We start from the raw sequence: 18,402 nt of genomic DNA on the forward strand, positions 1-18,402 counted from the left end.
AAAAGCACTAGTCCAGTTTTTTAAAGTAAGGATTTTCCTCTGCAAACGTACACCCGCTTTTATATTACTCCACAAAAACAGAAAGGATTGGTTATATTTATTCCATAACTGCGGTTATATACAACCATTACCTGCAAACTAAAAAACTAATGAAAACAGCAACAATACTTATTGGAATTATATCCTTCGTAACAATATTGGGATGTAGTGAAAGTAAAAATCCAATCGCAGATAATCAGTTTGTTCTAAAAGGAGAATTAGAAGGAATTGAAAATGATAGTTGGATTTACCTAATATTCGATAATCAAACTGTCGATTCAACTAAAACAATAGATAGTAAATTTACAATAAAGGGTAATTTAGAACACCCAAAACAATACAAGTTATTGGTTAAAAATTCAAAAAACTTCTCTAACATTTGGTTAGAACCTGGAGAGATAAAGTTTAAAGCAAAAAATGGAGAATTTAAAGAAGCAATAATTAAAGGTTCTAATTCTCAGAAAGAAAGCGATAAGCTTTGGAATCCTATTTGGGAATACAGAAACCGTAGAGACAGCCTCTCACAAATAGTTGCCAACGATAAATTAAATGATAGTTCAAAGATAAATGCACGTTTAAAGTTAAAAAAAATAAGGCAAAATTGGCTGAAGATTGAGAGAGAGTTTATTAAAAAAAATCCTAAATCTTATGTAAGTGCTAATACTCTTGATTTTTACTCTACAACATTACCCAAAAAAACTGTTTCAGAATTATATAATAACCTTAGTGAGAATGTAAAAAAATCATCTTATGGCATGTCTGTAAAAAGATTTTTAGAATTAAATAAAAATCCGCAAATTGGAGATAAGTATGTGGACTTTTCAATGACCAACGAAAAAGACGAGTTGATTAGGTTGTCTGACTTTGAAGGTAAACTTTTGTTATTGGATTTTTGGGCATCTTGGTGTGGTCCCTGTATTAAGGAATATCCCACGTTGAGAAAAGCATACTTACAATTTAATAAAGATAAATTTGAAATAGTTAGTGTTTCAGAAGACCAATCTAAAGAAAGATGGTTAAAAGCCATAGAAGAAAATGAATTAAACTGGATTAATCTTTGGCAAGATGATGGTAATAAAGCTGACCCATATTTAATTTATGGAATAAGTGGAATACCTGATAATTTGTTAATTGATAAAAATGGAATTATAATTGCTCGTAATTTGAGAGGCGAAAGTTTAATTTCAAAAATAGAAGATAATTTAGAGAATAAAGGTATTAGATAACACCGTGTCCTATGAAAAGCACTAGTTCAGTTCTTTAAAATTAGTATTTTATTTTTGAAATCAAACTCACACCGACTTTATATTTCTCCAAAAAAGCAGAAAGGATTGGTTATATTTATTCCGCAACTCTTGTGCATACTCTAAAAAAATCTAGCTGATGAAGTCGAAAATCTTGATTACAGTTCTATTCAGCCTATGGGCTATCGCTTTACAAGCACAGCATAATTTCCTGACTAAAAAGCAGATAAACGAAGACATTGAATTTCTGACAAACACCCTAAATGATAAATCGTCTTATGCCTACTTAAACGGGTATAATTTCAATACCGATTTTGAAAACTATCTAAAAACAATAGGTGACACTGTAAAACTTGAAGATTTTGGTCTGTTTATTACAAAAACCTTGGCCAAAATTGGTGACAGACATTCTTCATTAACAACAATAAGAGGGTATAGTTTAAATGAATCTCTCTTTCTACCCTTTATGTACGCTCCCCACAATGGCAAAGTGGTCGTTTTAAACCTGAATAAGCATAAGGAATTTGAAATACTAAATCCTAAATTTCCATATATCAAAAAAATTGATGGAATCGACATTGAAGATTTCTTACAAAAAACACGACCCGAAGATATAGAGGCTCCTGAAGAAACATACTTTACAATGGCCGTTAGAGATATTCGGGATATTCAAAAAAACTATAAGATTCTCAACAAATCATTACCAAAAGAAATTAAATTAACACTTTCAGACGCTGCATATAAAAAAGACACAACAGTACTCGTGTCACCAGTTGACAGATCAAACAGATTACGCCCTTGGGATGAAAAATTTGAAAGTCAATATGTTCTTGTGGATGATGAAGAATACAATAAGCCCGAGATAATAAAACAGCTTTTTACCTTTAAAGACAGCATCGCATACATCAAGATTCCTGCTATGTCCAGTAAAGATGAAGCTCCTCTTCTTTTTGACGAACTTAATTCTTTTATGAAATCTATTCACCATGAAAGCAAAGCTTTAATTATTGATGTAAGAAGTAACAGTGGCGGAACTCGAGATTTAATTTATGAATTCGCAAACTATTTAGTACATCCCGATTCTGTGTATGTTGTAAACGCTACAAAACAAAGAGGAACAGTTCCATTACCAGAAGAATATATAGAACGTTTACACGGTAGGTTTTTGTTTTCCTATTCTGAATTAACTGAACGGGAGCAAGCAAGCGTAGATACATTTCTGAAAACATTTAAACCAATGTACGAGTTGGACGATAAAAAATTCAGTGAGTATTATTTTGGATTGTTTAACGGACAGAAATTATCCAAACAAGCTTTCTACTACAACAAGCCTGTTTACATTTTAGCCAACGAAAAAACGTTTAGTGCCGCGTCAGTTTTGGTTTCTGTTTTCAAAGGAATTCCTAACATACAAATTGTTGGCGTTACAACAGATGGCTCCAGTGGAAATAGCGAATGGGTTGATTTACCAAATTCAAAGTTGTTTGGAAAAATAAGCACCATGGTTTCTTTTCAGAAAAACGGAAAAATCCTTGACGGATATGGAACAGAACCCGACATAAAGATTGAAAGAGATATGAATCAGATTTTATGGAAATCTGACACACAACTTAAAAAATTGAAGCGTTTGATACTTACTGAGGATTAAAAAACTACCTATAACAAAACTGCAATAACTCTGTATTTATTATCGGAACTTACACCGACTTTATAACTATCTGTAAAAACGGAAAGGTTTCATTATATTTAATCCCTAACTGCGGTTATACGCAACAGATGGCAACACTTAAAAACAAATACACTAAAACCCTAGACACATGGCAAAAATTTGGATACTAGCAATAGTGCTTTTTTTAGGAATCACTTTCCTTTTTTGGAGGATGACTAGGGCTCATTTTAGAAAAGAATCTGGTAAAAAGATGTGGAACCAATGGGGAACGAGAACCTTTTATTGGCAAGGTGCCATATTCGTGGGTGTAGGAGGTGCATTTCTTATACTATACCTTTTAAAATGGACACATGTGTTGACTTTTTAGAAATATAGAGAAAAGCTGCTGGAAATAATTTGAAAAACATAACCTAAAATGATCTCAGAAGATTTAGTAAAGCAAATAGCGTTCATTAAAGAAATAGATAAGATAAAATACATTCAAAGGCGAACTAAGTTATTTAATAGCGACAGACGTGAAAACGATGCAGAACATAGTTGGCATTTGGCGATGATGGCGATTGTGTTAAGTGAACATTCAGATGTTGAAATTGACTTATTAAAGGTTATTAAAATGGTTTTAATCCACGATATTGTTGAGATTGATGCTGGCGATACCTTTATTTACGACTCTACTAAAAATCACGAAAATACCGCAGAAGAAAAAAAATGTGCGGATCGCATTTTTGGAATGCTACCTGAAAAACAAGCGGAGGAATATCTACAAATTTGGATGGAATTTGAAGACGGTATTTCTAATGAAGCTAAGTTTGCAAAATCAATGGATAGATTGGAACCTTTGTTGCAAAACGCTTCCAACAACGGCGGAACATGGAAAGAGTTTGGAGTGAAGTATGAGACCGTTTACGGGAAACAAAAGACAATTAAAAAAGGTTCAACAACACTATGGGGTTATGCTAAAGACCTTCTAGAAAATAGTGTTGACAAAGGAATATTAGAAAAATAGATGCTGCTGTAAACATCTTGTTACATAAAAAGCACTAATTTAATTCTCTAAAAAACAAGAAAATGCACACCAACTACAAACCAAAAAACTACGGTTCACTCTCCCCCTATTTAATTGTTGATAATGCTGAAAAGTTAGTAGATCAGCTAACAAAAATATTCAATGTTACACAACTAAGAAGGTTTGACCACAACGATGGAACCATTGCACATATAGAGCTAAAACTGGACGATAGCATTATTATGATCAGCAATAGTACCGAAACGTATCCGGCACATATCACCATGTTACATATGTATGTTCCCGATGTTTTTAAAACGTTTAAATTGGCAATTAACAATGGATGTGAAATAATTGAGAAACCTGTGAACAAAGACGGCGACCCAGATACAAGAGGCTCGTTTTATGATTGTGCAGGAAATTATTGGTCTGTAAGTACACAAACTAATTGAACATTTTAACGGATTGTTTAATATAGAAATGGCTTTTAATACGTAGTAATCAAATGATTTTATGATTAAAAAAATATTTATTCTAACGGTAGTATTCAGTATAATTTTGTCGTGTACTTCAGGTGATGAAAGTAACAGTGAACCAGATCAACTACAAAATGGATTCACGTTTGAAAACGATTTTCACAAAACAACATTTGCCTATTTCCGAGATGATAACACAGCTAATGATGACCCTCAAGAAATTGCCATAGTATTAGCAAATGTAGATATACTGAATACAAACCAAAATTCTGGTGTAAACGTTGTTAGCATAGAGGTATTTCAATCAAACTTGGAAGAAGAGATGTTATCTTCTTTAAATGAATATGAGGTCTATTTAAATGTTTCTATCAATAATCAAACGATAAATACGGACAGTGGGGAAATAATTTTAGAAGAAGACACTACTGGAATTATGGCTACTTCTATACAAGTAAATGTTATAGAATTTTCGAAATCTAGGTTACATATAGAGTTTTCTTTCACTAGAGAGGATGGGAAAGAAATTAAAGGATTGTATAATGGCCCCTATACTGATTTGAGTAATTACTAGCAGGTTTTCCCAAAGCCACTTTTTAAAAAAATTCCTTATCTTAAAACCGCTCAATAAATCCTAACGTAGCGTTCTTTGGTATATATTTAAAAAAAACTACATATGAATCCAGACATTCAAGCCTATAACGAAAAGCAAACAGCAACTGATAAAGAGGTTTGTGACCTACTGGCTTCAACTATTGAAAAAGAACTGTCTGAAGCTGAAAGCAAAATATGGCACGCTCACCCAGTTTGGTTTTTAGATAATAACCCCATTGTGGGGTATAGCAAATTAAAGGACTGTATTAGACTGATGTTTTGGAGCGGGGCAGATTTTGAAGAAGATAAGCTTAAAACCGGAACAGGTAAATTTAAAGATGCTGCTATTCGATACACCGCAACAGACCAGCTAAACCTGACCGACGTTAAAAGATGGTTACAGAAATCTAAAGAAATACAATGGGACTATAAAAACGTTGTAAAAAGAAAAGGCGAATTAATACGATTGAAATGATATGAAAACAACACCCAAACATAATGAGCGAATGGCAACCATGACATTTGCATCGGTATATCCGCACTATATTACAAAAGTGAAGCGCAAAGGCAGAACCAAAGAAGAACTACATCAAGTAATAGACTGGTTAACAGGTTTTGACAAGAATGATCTGCAGAAAATGATTGATGAAAAAGCCACCTTTAAAACCTTCTTTGAAAAAGCAACCCTAAACCCGAATGCTCCCCAGATAACCGGTGTTATTTGCGGCTACAGAATAGAAGAAATTAAAAACCCGCTCACCAAACAAGTTCGGTATTTAGATAAATTGGTAGACGAATTAGCGAAAGGTAAAAAGATGGAGAAAATTTTACGTGAAGGATAAGAACCCTCTATCTTTCGGCATATTTGGTAGCAATTGCATCCACACAATTAATCCCATCAATCGCGGCAGAGATGATACCACCAGCATAACCGGCTCCTTCCCCACAAGGATAGAGTCCATTCACCTCCACATGTTCTAAGGTCTCTGGGTTGCGCGGAATAGAAACGGGAGAAGACGTTCGGCTTTCTGGGGCATGCAACACGGCTTCATTGGTGTAATACCCTTTCATTTTTTTACCAAAAGAAACAAAGGCTTTTCGTAATCTTTTAGAAATTAAGGGTGGTAAAACAAGATTGAGGTCTGCTCCTACAATTCCGGGTAAATAAGATGTCTTCGGAAAATCGGCAGATAATCGTCCTTCCACAAAATCAATCATGCGTTGCGCAGGAACTTGCTGCGTTTTTCCGGCAGCTTCCCAGCAAGATTTTTCAACAGATTTTTGAAAATCCAAACAAACAAAAGGATCATCTGGAGTATAGTTTGGGAGATCCTCGGGTGCTACGCTAACTACAATACCTGAATTAGCATACGGGTTATTGCGTTTGCTTGGGCTCCAACCGTTTGTAACCACCTCATCCTGTTGGGTAGCACAAGGAGCAATAATCCCACCCGGACACATGCAAAACGAATACACACCCAAACCATCTACTTGCTCTACCAAAGCATAGGAAGCCGGCGGTAAATAAGGGTTATCGCTATCTCCATGATATTGAATGTGATCTATTAACTCTTGCGGATGCTCCACGCGAACACCCAAAGCAAAAGGCTTGGCTTCTATTTTAATTTGCTTGTTGTGCAATAGATAAAAAATGTCCCGAGCAGAATGTCCGGTAGAAAGCACAATATCATCAAAAGAATGCCAATTTGCTTCATTAATTTGAAGTGCGGTTATTCGGTTTTCTTTTAGTTTTAAATCGGTTAGCTTGGAGTTAAAATGGACCTCTCCTCCATATTCCAAAATAGCTTCCCGCATAGCGGTTATAATTTGAGGTAATTTATTAGTACCAATATGAGGATGCGCATCCACCAAAATATCAGGATCTGCCCCAAAATGAACAAACCATTCCATTGCTTTTAAAACGTTGCCCTTTTTTTTAGATCGCGTATATAATTTCCCATCAGAATACGTACCTGCTCCTCCTTCGCCAAAGCAATAGTTAGACTCCGAATTTACTGTTTGTTCCTTATTAATTTTAGCCAAATCGCGACGTCTGGAACGAACATCTTTTCCGCGTTCAAAAACAATAGGCTTTATTCCGGCTTCAATGGCCCGCAAGGCAGCGTACAAACCTGCTGGACCTGCACCAATAATAGCAATTTGTCTTTTTTCTGAAACTTCCTGAGGTTTAAAGGCAGGAATATTCTCGCGCGTATCTGAATGTTGCCATAATTCAATTTGCAGATTAAGCTTTACCACTTTGTTTCTGGCATCAATTGAACGTTTTCGTATGCGCCAATCTTTAATTTCATTTTTCCGAAACTTTGCTTTTTCCAGCGCTAATTCTAGTATGTAAGCTTCATCTTCTTGTTGCCGCGGCAAAACTCTTATTTGTACCAATTTACTCATGTGGTTTCAAAGATACTTTAAAACCTGAAATTCAAGAGATTTATTTAAATAGGTACTTCAATTAAAAAAAGAGTATCTATTTACATTTTCAGCATTCATTTCTTCAAATACTTCTTTGCATAAGCTATGCCCAATAAGCTGCTCCAATAAAACCTGCTGTAGCATAATTTTTGGTTATTAGCTGTATTGATTCCTAGAAAAGGAAACATATTAAATTTAGCATGGAAATGCATTAGGGATGGATTAAGAAGAAAAGATATGAGAAATGACTTCTCTTCTACTCCCGCTCACATAAAATGCCCCAGATAGTAATCGCCTGCTCATCAGTATTTACTTTTACGGTATTCTCACTAAGTACTTCCACCTCATTAGGGTTGTTGTATTGGGCGTCAAATAGAGCGGTGGCATCAAAACCATTGCTTAAAAACTGTAATGTTTTCCAATTGCCCTCCCCGGTGTAGGTTCCTTTCTCGGAACGTACTACAGGTTTGTCATCAGTTTCCGGTTGAGGGATGCTTTTAAAATTCAACTGGAAGGTATTGTTTTTAAAAAACAGCAACGAAATAGCAGCTACGCCATTGCCTAAACTTTTATAGGCAAGGGTCTGCTCGGTACCGAGGGTAACCTCAGCAATCTGTTTTTTACTGCCGCAAGCGGTAAAAAGCGATAGTACGATTATTACAAGCAAATACTTTTTAAACATAAGGATGGTTTGTTGATAGATACTTCATTTCACTTATTAAACTAAAAATCACGTATCAGGTTTAACACTATAATAGGCTAATTTATAGTATTTTTAAAAGAATTTAGAATTTTAACTACTACTTATGAAAACTTTTTACTTCCTATTACTAGTCGCTATTAGCTCTATACTTACTTATATTTTGGTCTTTTCGGAAATAGAACCAGAAGCCCGTGTAAACGAAACGGAAGCCTATTTTGAAGAATACCCCAGCGACTGGATGTATTACCAACGCGCTTACCCCGATAATTACATAGATGTTTCGGCTTTACAAAAAGCCAAAACACGTGTACAATCGATAGTAAATAATAGAAATCAAAACGGAAGTGATTGGACGTTGGCAGGCCCTTTAAATACTGGCGGCAGAATAACCGATGTAGCTATTTCACCAGATAGTGACGATATACTTTATGTTGCCGCAGCCACTGGAGGGATTTTTAAAACAACCGATCAAGGTACTAATTGGTCACCTATTTTTGATGAAGTAGGCCCTATGTCTATTGGTGATCTTGCCATCGCTCCTTCTAATGCTGATATTATATATGTAGGAACCGGAGAAGCAAACGGTAGCTCCAACTCAGGTGCATTTTTTGGAGATGGTGTCTATCGCTCTAATGATGCAGGTGCTACTTGGAGTAACATTGGTCTTGGGGAAAGTCAGCATATTGGACGTATCGCTGTGGACCCTACCGATTCTGATCGTCTGTTTGTAGCTGCTACCGGAACATTATACGGCCATAATCCAGAGCGCGGGGTCTACCGTACTACCAATGGCGGAACAGATTGGGAGCAAGTATTACACGTAACGGATTCTACTGCTGCTATTGATGTAGCGATGAACCCACAAAATACCGATATACTGTATGCCGCTATGTGGGAACGTACTCGTCAACCTTGGCAACGGGATTATGCCGGGGTTACCTCAGCTATTCACCGTTCTATGGATGGAGGTGATACCTGGGAAGAATTAGGGACTAGCAATGGTTTACCTGCTGCTTCTACACAAACTGGGCGTATTGGTTTGGCTGTATCGGCTTCAGACCCATCAACCGTATACGCACGTTTTACTACCGATGAAATAACCAATGAGTTTAATGGTTTGTATAAATCTACCGACAATGGAGCTACGTGGAATCTAGTTACTTTAGGTGCTTTAACAGGTATTGATTCCAGTTTTGGATGGTACTTTGGAAACGTTCGTATAGACCCTACCGATCCCGAAACGGTTTGGGTGATTGGGTTTCAGTTAGCCAGAAGTAACAACAGCGGTGATAGTTGGAGTAACATAAGTGGGATGCACGTAGATCACCACGCCTTGGAATATTCTACCAATAACAATGATTTTCTCTTAGCAGGAAACGATGGTGGAGCCTATATTTCACAGAATGGTGGAAATAATTGGACGAAATTTGAAAACCTACCCATTACACAGTTTTACAATATCGAAGTAGATAATTTAGCACCACAAAATCTATATGGTGGTACCCAAGATAACAATACCATTAGAACCACAACTGCCAGCGCTGATGATTGGGAAGCAGTTTGGGGAGGTGATGGTTTTCACGTAGGGATTGACCCAGTAGACAATAATTATATTTATGTAGAATCGCAATACGGAAATTTAGGGCGTTCCACTAATGGAGGCGCCACCTTTTCAGGAGCAACTACTGGTATTAGTGGCAGCGACCGAAACAATTGGAACACGCCAGTAGTAATTTCGCCTTTTAATACGGAAATGGTGTACTACGGAACCCAACGTTTATATTCATCAACCCACGCAGAATTTTGGTCACCAATAAGTCCAGACCTTACTAATGGACAGCATCCAAGCGGTTCGCTTACATACGGAACTTTGACTGCGATTGCTCCTTCATATTTAAACCTAGAAACAATTTATACAGGTAGCGATGATGGAAACGTGAACGTAACTTTTGATGGAGGTGATACTTGGGAAAATATAAGTGCTAGTCTTCCAGACCGATATGTGACTTCAGTAGCAATTTCGCCTAGTGATGATATGGTTGCGTATGTAACCTTTTCGGGCTATAATAGATTAGACTATACTCCTCACGTATTTAAAACTGAAGACGGCGGACAAAATTGGATTGATATTTCGGGTAATTTACCTGAAATACCAGTTAATGACCTTATACTAACGGCAGATGAAAGCCTACTATTTGTGGCTACCGATGTCAATGTTTGGTATTCTGAAAACGATGGTGCTAATTGGACCGTACTCGGGAACGAATTGCCTATGACGCTTACCCGCGACTTAAAAATGCACGAACCCACCCAAACTTTATACGCAGGAACGTATGGGCGGTCTATTCATAGTTATGATATTAGCACTATTGTATTAGGAACTGAAAATTACACTGTTACGAAAGAAGAAGTAACACTCTACCCTGTTCCTGCTACTACAGAATTAAATATACGCCATTCGTTAACCAGCGAGGGAACTATAACGGTGTATGATAACACCGGACGAAGCGTGAAAAATCTGTTTTCAGGCTCTTTAGAAGCATCAAGTCAACAATCTTTTTCAATTGCTGATTTACCTTCAGGAATTTATTTTATACGAATTGTTTCAGAAGGAAATGCTATTTCAAAACAGTTTGTGGTGAAGTAAAATAAGAAGAAATTTACAGTATTATTTACTGTCTGTTCGAGCGCAGTCGAGAACTACTTATGTATAGCACTCAGTAGGTTTCGACTGCGCTCAACCGGACAGCTTTAGTTATTAAATATGTTAAAACTAATCTTTCGTTTACAGAAAAAATATTCAGAAGATTAACGAATTAACTTCTTGTATTTGATTCGTTTTGGCATCACATCGCCACCCAAACGTTTCTTTTTGTTTTCTTCGTAGTCACTAAAGCCACCTTCAAAGAAATACACTTCACTATTTCCTTCAAACGCTAAGATATGCGTACAAATACGGTCTAAGAACCAACGGTCGTGAGATATTACTACAGCACAACCTGCGAAGTTTTCTAACCCTTCTTCAAGTGCACGTAGCGTATTCACATCTAGATCATTAGTTGGCTCATCGAGTAACAGTACGTTGCCTTCTTCTTTTAAGGTCATTGCTAAGTGTAAGCGGTTACGCTCTCCACCAGATAATTTGGACACAGTTTTGTTTTGTTCGCTACCACTAAAATTAAAGCGGCTTAGGTACGCACGGCTATTCACTTGCTTGCCACCCATCATCACCAATTCTTGTCCATCACTAAAGTTTTGCCAAATGCTCTTCTCAGGATCAATATTGGAATGTGACTGATCTACATAAGCGATCTTTGCCGTTTCCCCTACTTCAAAAGAACCTTTATCGGGCTCAATTTCGTCCATAATCATTTTAAAGATGGTCGTTTTACCAGCACCATTTGGTCCGATAATCCCTACAATTCCCGCCTGTGGTAATTTGAAGTTAAGGTCATCGTATAATAATTTATCATCAAATGCTTTTGAAACGCCTTTGGCTTCAATCACATTGGTTCCTAAACGAGGACCGTTAGGAATATAAATTTCTAGTTTATCTTCCAGTTTACTTTGATCCTGGCTCATCAACTTATCATAGTTATTCAAACGGGCTTTTTGTTTAGACTGGCGTCCTTTCGGGGCCATCTTTACCCATTCTAACTCGCGCTCCAATGTTTTTTGACGTTTGCTGGCTTGCTTCTGTTCTTGTGCCATCCGCTTGGACTTCTGGTCTAACCAAGATGAGTAGTTTCCTTTCCATGGAATACCTTCGCCACGGTCTAATTCTAATATCCAACCGGCTACGTTATCCAAGAAATATCTATCGTGCGTTACAGCAATTACCGTCCCTTTATATTGTGCTAAATGGTGTTCTAACCAGTGTACACTTTCTGCATCCAAGTGGTTAGTAGGTTCATCGAGTAGTAACACGTCTGGTTGCTGTAACAATAAGCGACATAAAGCAACTCGACGGCGTTCCCCACCAGAAAGGACGCTTATCTTTTTGTCTTTCTCAGGCGTACGCAACGCATCCATCGCTATTTCTAGCTTAGTATCCAACTCCCACGCATTGGTCGCATCAATTTTATCTTGCAGCTTAGCTTGCTTGTCCATCAACTCCTGCATTTTATCAGCATCTTCATAGACTTCCGGCAAACCGAACATATCGTTAATCTTGTTGTATTCATCTAGAACATCAACCACTTCCTTTACACCTTCTTTCACTACTTCCATCACGGTTTTCTCTTCGTCCAGTTCAGGTTCTTGTTCTAGCATCCCTACACTGTAATTAGGAGCGAAAACAACATCACCTTGATAATTCTGGTCTTTCCCAGCGATAATCTTTAATAAGGTAGATTTACCACTTCCGTTTAATCCCAAAATACCAATCTTGGCACCGTAGAAAAAGCTTAAATAAATGTTTTTAAGCACTGGTGTTTGAGCGCTTGGAAACGTCTTGGTTACACCAGACATGGAGAAAATTACTTTTTTATCGTCAGACATAAAAAATTTATTTTTTATTTCCGCAAGGGCGAAAATCTTAGTTTCTATTATTATTTGTGGCTTCGACTACGCTCAGCCACCTTTCGTTTCTTATTCTAATTATTTTAAAGACACTACTTGTTGTGTAGGCCCAATAATCGCAGTACTACCGCAAGTTGTCCTGTGTGGTATGCGGTATGCTCTATAACCAAAAGGATTTCCCGAAATAGCGTTTGGTCCTCTCCAGTTGGAACTACTTTCGTAAGAGCTTCATTTTCTGCCAATTGTTCTAATTCTTTACTATCTTTCAAATAGTCTTCTTGCAATTGTTGCCAATCGGTTTTACTTTTTGGCGCTTGTTGTTTCGGCCAATAATCATCTGGCCAATTTGGTGTTGTGTATGTTTCAGAAATACAAAATTTCAAAATATCCTTCTGTGCATAGGTAATATGGTAAAACAGCTCATAAAAGGAATATGGCAGATTATAGGGCCGTTCTCCTACTTTTTCAAAAGTAATTTCTGAAAACATATCCGTTAAGGGCATAAAAGCCTTCCCACCGGCAAGGTGGTTTTGCAGTACAGTACGAATGGTATTTTCTGAAATCATATATTTATTGAGTGGTTATACCCTTCCTTTTAGGGCATTAAATACCCAAGCAATCGCAAAAAAACCAATTCCTACAGAGGCGAAGCCCCATCCGGCTACATCGTCATATCTAAAAGCACCCATTGCTATTAAAGCAACGCCTACTACAATCATTATAAAAGTGGCCCACGCCAATACGGTATTCTTATTCATCATAAAATTTTCATCCTTAAAATGCGCCTTAGTATTAAATTTAATAAAAATATTGAATACAATTAGACGCGGGTTTGCCTTAACTTATTAGCAGAGACAAATATCGGGAATAAAATAGAGATTTACCGTACCAAAATGTCATAGTTTCGTATTTTTGGGGAAATTGCAACCACTATTATGGATATGACCTTTAATAAAAACGAAGACCACAATAAACTATCAGTTTCCGATCTTAAAAAGAGACTCGCCAAAGTTAAATTGGGCGGTGGCGAAAAACGAATAGAAAAACACCACGCCAAAGGTAAAATGACAGCTAGGGAACGTATTGATTTTTTACTTGACTCTAAAAAACCAAGTATTGAAATTGGTGCTTTTGCTGGCGAAGGAATGTATGAAGAACACGGCGGTTGCCCAAGTGGTGGTGTAGTAGTTAAAATTGGCTACGTAAAAGGGAAACAATGTATTGTAGTTGCAAACGATGCGACGGTAAAAGCAGGAGCTTGGTTTCCTATTACCGCAAAAAAGAATTTACGCGCACAGGAAATCTCAATAGAGAATAAACTTCCTATTATTTATTTAGTGGACAGTGCCGGTGTATACTTACCGATGCAAGATGAGATTTTTCCTGATAAAGAGCACTTCGGAAGAATTTTCCGCAACAATGCTGTGATGAGTAGTATGGGGATAACCCAAATTGCTGCCGTCATGGGAAGTTGTGTTGCCGGAGGTGCTTACTTACCCATTATGAGCGATGAAGCATTAATAGTTGATAAAACTGGGAGTATTTTTCTTGCAGGAAGCTACCTAGTAAAAGCGGCTATCGGTGAAAGTATTGAAAACGAAGATCTAGGAGGTGCTACTACGCACTCTGAAGTAAGTGGCGTAACCGACTACAAAGCTGAAGATGATAAAGATGCGTTAACCAAAATACAGAATATTGTTTCAAAAATAGGCGATTTTGACAAAGCTGGCTTTAATAGGGATAAAGCAGTTAAGCCAAAAGAAGATCCTAAAGAAATCTACGGAATACTACCAAAATCACGTACCGAACAATACGATATGCGTGAAATAATACATCGTTTGGTAGACGACAGTGATTTTGAAGAATATAAAAAAGGCTACGGCCAAACTATTTTAACGGGGTACGCTCGTATTGACGGTTGGGCAGTTGGTATTGTTGCCAATCAACGAAAATTGGTAAAAACCACGAAAGCTAAAACCAAACCCAGCGAAATGCAGTTTGGTGGTGTTATCTACAGCGACAGTGCTGATAAAGCAACCCGATTTATAGCAAACTGTAACCAAAAGAAAATTCCATTGGTGTTTTTACAAGATGTTACTGGTTTTATGGTAGGCAGTAAAAGTGAACACGGTGGTATTATAAAAGATGGTGCTAAAATGGTAAATGCTGTAAGTAATAGTGTGGTACCAAAATTCACTATTGTCATTGGAAACAGTTATGGTGCTGGTAATTATGCAATGTGCGGAAAAGCATACGACCCACGATTAATTGCGGCTTGGCCAAGTGCCGAACTAGCCGTGATGAGTGGAAATAGTGCTGCCAAAGTATTATTGCAGATTGAAACCGCTTCACTTAAAAAACAAGGAAAAGAAATTACTCCGGAAGTAGAAAAAGAATTGTTCGATAAAATTAAGAACCGTTACGATGAGCAAATCTCACCGTATTATGCTGCCTCTAGAATTTGGACTGATGCTGTAATCGACCCACTTGATACCCGAAAATGGATTAGTATGGGCATTGAAGCTGCAAACCACGCTCCTATTGAAAAGAAGTTTAATATGGGAGTTTTACAGGTGTAATGGATGTTGGGCCTTCGATACACCCCTCCTATCGTCGGAGCATTCAGGCACCGAAAGAGACTGAAGTTCATTAGTCAAAAGCTATAAATTAAAGGTGTTTGAGTGAATTCGAGAGCCCGATAGGGATCACGAATTTGTATCGAAAACACGAAGAATAGAATGCCAAATAAAAGAATTACTTATAACTCTTCACTAACCTGATAAACTCAGCTCGGTATCCTTCTTTATCTTTCCCTCTGCCTGCTTCGGCTAAACGAATAACCTCTTCTCTACTTTTAGTTGCAATAAAATCAGAATCACGAAGCTGTTGTCCGAACAGCGCTACGGCTGCAGAAAACTGGAAATCTTCTGATGTCCTCTTTATATCAGCATTGTTATCTTTCAATGTTTTGACAATTAACTTGCTTTTGTCCCCATCCGGTTCTTTATATCTAAATTTTACTGTAAGCAACTCATCCGTTTTAGAAGTATTAATGGTATTGGTGTATTTTAAGTCCTCAATATCCTTTAAATATTCACTTTTCACCCCTACCGGAATCAGTTCGTATAGAGCGGTTACGGTGTGTCCACTTCCTAATTCGCCGGCATCTTTGGTATCATCATTAAAATCTTCATCGTTTAAGAGTCTGTTTTCATAACCAATTAATCGATACGCTTGTACTTTTTTAGGGTTAAACTCTACTTGTAGTTTTACATCTTTAGCTATGGTATAAATGGTCCCGAAGAATTCTGTACCCAATACTTTCTTCGCTTCTTGCATGGTATCGATATACGCGTGGTTTCCGTTGCCTTTATCAGCTAAAGTTTCCATTTTAGAATCTTTATAGTTACCCATTCCAAAACCTAAGCAGGTTAAAAACACTCCACTTTCTCGCTTTTCTTCAATTAAATCTTCCATCGCTCTATCACTCGAAGCACCTACATTAAAATCACCATCGGTAGCAAGGATGACACGATTATTACCGTCTTTTATGAAATTTTCTTCAGCTATTTTATATGCTAATTTAATCCCTTCGCCACCTGCAGTAGAACCCCCAGCTCTTAGCTTGTCAATGGCCTCCATTATTTTTTCTTTGTTGTTACCGTTGGTAGGTTCTAAAACAGTACCTGCGGCTCCTGCATACACGACGATGCTCACTTTGTCTTCTTCTCGAAGTTTATCAACTAGCACTTCCATAGCTGATTTTAACAACCCTAATTTGTTTTCTGAATTCATAGAACCCGATACATCTAGCAAAAACACTAAGTTACTTGCTGGTGTATTTTCAGTCGCAATATCTTTTCCTTTCAAACCTATTTTAACCAATTTAGTGTTTGTATTCCAAGGAGAGCTGGCTACTTCTGTAGTAATAGAAAATGGCTCATTACGTTTTGACTGTGGATAATCGTAATTGAAGTAGTTAATCATTTCTTCAATCTTCACGGCATCTTTTGGTATTTTTTGACCGTTGTTTATCATCCGGCGAATGTTACTATACCCAGCTTTGTCCACATCAATTGAAAAAGTAGATAGTGGTGCAGTTGTTACCATTTTAAAAATGTTTTCTTCAATCTTATCGTATGATTCGTTGTTGGAAACTTGATTGTTTACAGGGTATGGAGACCGGGGAATTGGGACCCCAGACACTTTTGATCTCATAATTTGACTTGCATCATAAGCAGTAACAACAACTGACTCTAGTTGTGCTCCAGTGTGCATCTGCACATTCATAGGTTTTTTATCTTTTACCTTTCGTTCTACGGTTTCGTACCCCACATAGCTAAACTTCAATTTCTGTCCTATTTTAGCTTTTAATTCATACTTTCCATTAAAATCTGTTTGTGTTCCGTTACTAGATCCCGTTATAACTACGTTCACTCCTATTAATGGAATGTTACTCTCATCGGTTACTGTTCCGGTTACGGTGATTTCTTGAGCTTCTAGTGCAATTGTAGCAAAAAAAGCAAAAATAAGGGTAGCAAATGTTTTCATAATGAATTGGTTTTAAGAGTGATTTGTTATTCTTAGTTAAGAAATATCAAAAATGAAACCAAAGTTAAAACTACATTACTTTTAAAGCTAAAAAGAAAGGATTATTTATATTTCTGAAGTAACTCTAAAACCGCTCCACGCTTGATTTTACCGGTTTCGGTATACGGAAATCTAGAAAGGCTAATAATTTTTTTGGGTCGTTCGTATTTTGAAAGTATTTTGAACACATCAGAGTAATCGGGAATAGAATTAGATTTTGTTTCAATAACTAAAATAACGCGCTCCCCTAATTCATTATTTTTTTCAGAAGCAATGATGAAAGGTTCCATAATTTTTTCGGAAAGTTTTTCTTCTACTTTTTCAGGAAATATTTTAACACCACCGCTGTTAATTACATTATCGAAGCGTCCTAACCAAACAAAAGAAGTTGGTGATTGTAACGCTACCACATCATTCGTAATTACTTTTTCTTCGGAAATATCTGGTGCCGAAATAACCAAACAATCCCGTTCATCTTGTGAAAATTTCACATTGGGTAAAGCAGAAAACGTTTCGCTACGCGCAGGACCGTTAATACGTCGTACAGCAATATGTGTAATGGTTTCGGTCATTCCATACGTACCAAAAGCTTCGGTGGAAACTGACTGTAAAGCCTCTTCCAATTCTTTTGAAACAGGTCCGCCACCAATGATTATTTTTTTTACTTTATTTAAATCTGACAGTGAATGATGCACTTGATACGGTACCATTGCCACAAAATCATAATCGTTATCATACTGTGTTAATGCATCTTTTTCTGGAGCGACCACATGTAAATTCCAACCCATGACCATCGCTCGTACCAGCATCATTTTACCAGCAATATAATTAGCCGGTAAGCAAAGTAATGCAGAAGTACCTTTCCCTAACTTAAAATAGGCAGCCGTTGCTTTAGCACTATTGACCATTGCCTTTTTAGATAATTGGATCTTTTTTGGTTTTCCGGTAGAGCCAGAGGTTTTTACTTTTACGAAGTCGGTATCATCTAACCAAGCTATTATAAAATCGCCTATATGAATTTCGTATTCATCCCCTTCATTTTGCAAGCTTTCAGCAAAACTGTGTAACTCTTCTCTAGTTTCATATTGAAGTCCGTTGAAGGTAAAAGCAGAATGAAAAGGGAGTTCCATAAA

Annotated in this window: 17 protein-coding genes; 10 read left to right on the forward strand and 7 right to left on the reverse strand. The window is 37.1% G+C overall.

The features are described from left to right. The first annotated feature begins 149 nt into the window (after positions 1-149). The 8 genes from AACZ92_RS06235 to AACZ92_RS06270 all read left to right on the forward strand — a co-directional run bounded on the left by AACZ92_RS06235 (position 150) and on the right by AACZ92_RS06270 (position 5,867). Positions 150-1,265 carry a TlpA disulfide reductase family protein gene (locus tag AACZ92_RS06235; RefSeq protein WP_339698487.1) on the forward strand — a complete coding sequence of 372 codons (1,116 nt, stop codon included), beginning with the start codon at positions 150-152 and terminating at the stop codon, positions 1,263-1,265. 157 nt (positions 1,266-1,422) lie between these two features. Continuing rightward, a complete protein-coding gene (locus tag AACZ92_RS06240) occupies positions 1,423-2,931 on the forward strand; it encodes a S41 family peptidase (RefSeq protein ID WP_339698490.1) in 1,509 nt (502 codons plus the stop codon). Between the two features lie 169 nt (positions 2,932-3,100). Then, positions 3,101-3,319: a hypothetical protein gene (locus tag AACZ92_RS06245; RefSeq protein WP_339698494.1), complete on the forward strand. Its 219-nt coding sequence runs from the start codon at positions 3,101-3,103 to the stop codon at positions 3,317-3,319. Positions 3,320-3,367: 48 nt separating this feature from the next. After that, positions 3,368-3,958 (forward strand): HD domain-containing protein, encoded by a 591-nt coding sequence (locus AACZ92_RS06250; protein ID WP_339698496.1) that lies wholly within the window; start codon positions 3,368-3,370, stop codon positions 3,956-3,958. Between the two features lie 62 nt (positions 3,959-4,020). Next, positions 4,021-4,410 (forward strand): VOC family protein, encoded by a 390-nt coding sequence (locus tag AACZ92_RS06255; RefSeq protein ID WP_339698499.1) that lies wholly within the window; start codon positions 4,021-4,023, stop codon positions 4,408-4,410. A 61-nt stretch (positions 4,411-4,471) separates the two neighbouring features. After that, positions 4,472-5,005, forward strand: a complete 534-nt coding sequence (locus AACZ92_RS06260) for a hypothetical protein (protein ID WP_339698502.1) — start codon at positions 4,472-4,474, stop codon at positions 5,003-5,005. 102 nt (positions 5,006-5,107) lie between these two features. Continuing rightward, positions 5,108-5,500, forward strand: a complete 393-nt coding sequence (locus tag AACZ92_RS06265) for a DUF1801 domain-containing protein (protein ID WP_339698505.1) — start codon at positions 5,108-5,110, stop codon at positions 5,498-5,500. A gap of 1 nt (position 5,501) precedes the next feature. After that, positions 5,502-5,867 carry a DUF2200 domain-containing protein gene (locus tag AACZ92_RS06270; RefSeq protein ID WP_339698508.1) on the forward strand — a complete coding sequence of 122 codons (366 nt, stop codon included), beginning with the start codon at positions 5,502-5,504 and terminating at the stop codon, positions 5,865-5,867. A 7-nt stretch (positions 5,868-5,874) separates the two neighbouring features. Here AACZ92_RS06270 and AACZ92_RS06275 read toward each other — a convergent pair whose 3' ends face one another. Beyond that, on the reverse strand, positions 5,875-7,434 hold the full coding sequence (locus AACZ92_RS06275) for an FAD-dependent protein (protein WP_339698511.1): 1,560 nt from the start codon (positions 7,432-7,434) through the stop codon (positions 5,875-5,877). Between the two features lie 277 nt (positions 7,435-7,711). Beyond that, a complete protein-coding gene (locus AACZ92_RS06280; RefSeq protein ID WP_339698514.1) occupies positions 7,712-8,137 on the reverse strand; it encodes a hypothetical protein in 426 nt (141 codons plus the stop codon). Between the two features lie 124 nt (positions 8,138-8,261). Here AACZ92_RS06280 and AACZ92_RS06285 point away from each other — a divergent pair, with 124 nt between their 5' ends. Next, entirely contained in the window at positions 8,262-10,805 is a 2,544-nt protein-coding gene (locus AACZ92_RS06285; RefSeq protein WP_339698517.1) for a T9SS type A sorting domain-containing protein, read from the forward strand. A 161-nt stretch (positions 10,806-10,966) separates the two neighbouring features. Here AACZ92_RS06285 and ettA read toward each other — a convergent pair whose 3' ends face one another. From ettA to AACZ92_RS06300, 3 genes are all read right to left on the reverse strand, one after another. Beyond that, the gene (gene ettA / locus AACZ92_RS06290) at positions 10,967-12,658 is read right to left on the reverse strand and encodes an energy-dependent translational throttle protein EttA (protein WP_339698520.1); all 1,692 of its coding nucleotides are present in this window, start codon (positions 12,656-12,658) and stop codon (positions 10,967-10,969) included. A 113-nt stretch (positions 12,659-12,771) separates the two neighbouring features. Beyond that, a complete protein-coding gene (locus AACZ92_RS06295; protein ID WP_339698523.1) occupies positions 12,772-13,245 on the reverse strand; it encodes a DinB family protein in 474 nt (157 codons plus the stop codon). A 15-nt stretch (positions 13,246-13,260) separates the two neighbouring features. After that, a complete protein-coding gene (locus AACZ92_RS06300) occupies positions 13,261-13,437 on the reverse strand; it encodes a CAL67264 family membrane protein (RefSeq protein WP_239990798.1) in 177 nt (58 codons plus the stop codon). A 177-nt stretch (positions 13,438-13,614) separates the two neighbouring features. Here AACZ92_RS06300 and AACZ92_RS06305 point away from each other — a divergent pair, with 177 nt between their 5' ends. Beyond that, the gene (locus AACZ92_RS06305; RefSeq protein ID WP_339698528.1) at positions 13,615-15,258 is read left to right on the forward strand and encodes a carboxyl transferase domain-containing protein; all 1,644 of its coding nucleotides are present in this window, start codon (positions 13,615-13,617) and stop codon (positions 15,256-15,258) included. 175 nt (positions 15,259-15,433) lie between these two features. On the opposite strand, the gene AACZ92_RS06310 is transcribed toward AACZ92_RS06305, so the two are convergent. Together AACZ92_RS06310 and AACZ92_RS06315 are read right to left on the reverse strand one after the other, a co-directional pair. Continuing rightward, positions 15,434-17,230: a von Willebrand factor type A domain-containing protein gene (locus AACZ92_RS06310; protein WP_339698531.1), complete on the reverse strand. Its 1,797-nt coding sequence runs from the start codon at positions 17,228-17,230 to the stop codon at positions 15,434-15,436. A 101-nt stretch (positions 17,231-17,331) separates the two neighbouring features. Then, positions 17,332-18,399, reverse strand: a complete 1,068-nt coding sequence (locus AACZ92_RS06315; RefSeq protein WP_339698534.1) for an AMP-binding protein — start codon at positions 18,397-18,399, stop codon at positions 17,332-17,334. Positions 18,400-18,402: the final 3 nt, after the last annotated feature.

This window comes from uncultured Marixanthomonas sp. (genome assembly GCF_963974425.1).
Lineage (GTDB): Bacteria > Bacteroidota > Bacteroidia > Flavobacteriales > Flavobacteriaceae > Marixanthomonas.

Bases quoted from the DNA above. Each gene is read 5' to 3' on its own strand.
- AACZ92_RS06245 (WP_339698494.1), top strand. From the start codon at position 3,101: ATGGCAAAAATTTGGATACTAGCAATAGTGCTTTTTTTAGGAATCACT.
- AACZ92_RS06310 (WP_339698531.1), bottom strand. From the start codon at position 17,230: ATGAAAACATTTGCTACCCTTATTTTTGCTTTTTTTGCTACAATTGCA.
- AACZ92_RS06240 (WP_339698490.1), top strand. From the start codon at position 1,423: ATGAAGTCGAAAATCTTGATTACAGTTCTATTCAGCCTATGGGCTATC.
- AACZ92_RS06250 (WP_339698496.1), top strand. From the start codon at position 3,368: ATGATCTCAGAAGATTTAGTAAAGCAAATAGCGTTCATTAAAGAAATA.
- AACZ92_RS06285 (WP_339698517.1), top strand. From the start codon at position 8,262: ATGAAAACTTTTTACTTCCTATTACTAGTCGCTATTAGCTCTATACTT.
- AACZ92_RS06280 (WP_339698514.1), bottom strand. From the start codon at position 8,137: ATGTTTAAAAAGTATTTGCTTGTAATAATCGTACTATCGCTTTTTACC.
- AACZ92_RS06270 (WP_339698508.1), top strand. From the start codon at position 5,502: ATGAAAACAACACCCAAACATAATGAGCGAATGGCAACCATGACATTT.
- AACZ92_RS06315 (WP_339698534.1), bottom strand. From the start codon at position 18,399: ATGGAACTCCCTTTTCATTCTGCTTTTACCTTCAACGGACTTCAATAT.
- AACZ92_RS06235 (WP_339698487.1), top strand. From the start codon at position 150: ATGAAAACAGCAACAATACTTATTGGAATTATATCCTTCGTAACAATA.
- AACZ92_RS06265 (WP_339698505.1), top strand. From the start codon at position 5,108: ATGAATCCAGACATTCAAGCCTATAACGAAAAGCAAACAGCAACTGAT.
- AACZ92_RS06275 (WP_339698511.1), bottom strand. From the start codon at position 7,434: ATGAGTAAATTGGTACAAATAAGAGTTTTGCCGCGGCAACAAGAAGAT.
- AACZ92_RS06305 (WP_339698528.1), top strand. From the start codon at position 13,615: ATGGATATGACCTTTAATAAAAACGAAGACCACAATAAACTATCAGTT.
- ettA (WP_339698520.1), bottom strand. From the start codon at position 12,658: ATGTCTGACGATAAAAAAGTAATTTTCTCCATGTCTGGTGTAACCAAG.
- AACZ92_RS06295 (WP_339698523.1), bottom strand. From the start codon at position 13,245: ATGATTTCAGAAAATACCATTCGTACTGTACTGCAAAACCACCTTGCC.
- AACZ92_RS06300 (WP_239990798.1), bottom strand. From the start codon at position 13,437: ATGAATAAGAATACCGTATTGGCGTGGGCCACTTTTATAATGATTGTA.
- AACZ92_RS06255 (WP_339698499.1), top strand. From the start codon at position 4,021: ATGCACACCAACTACAAACCAAAAAACTACGGTTCACTCTCCCCCTAT.
- AACZ92_RS06260 (WP_339698502.1), top strand. From the start codon at position 4,472: ATGATTAAAAAAATATTTATTCTAACGGTAGTATTCAGTATAATTTTG.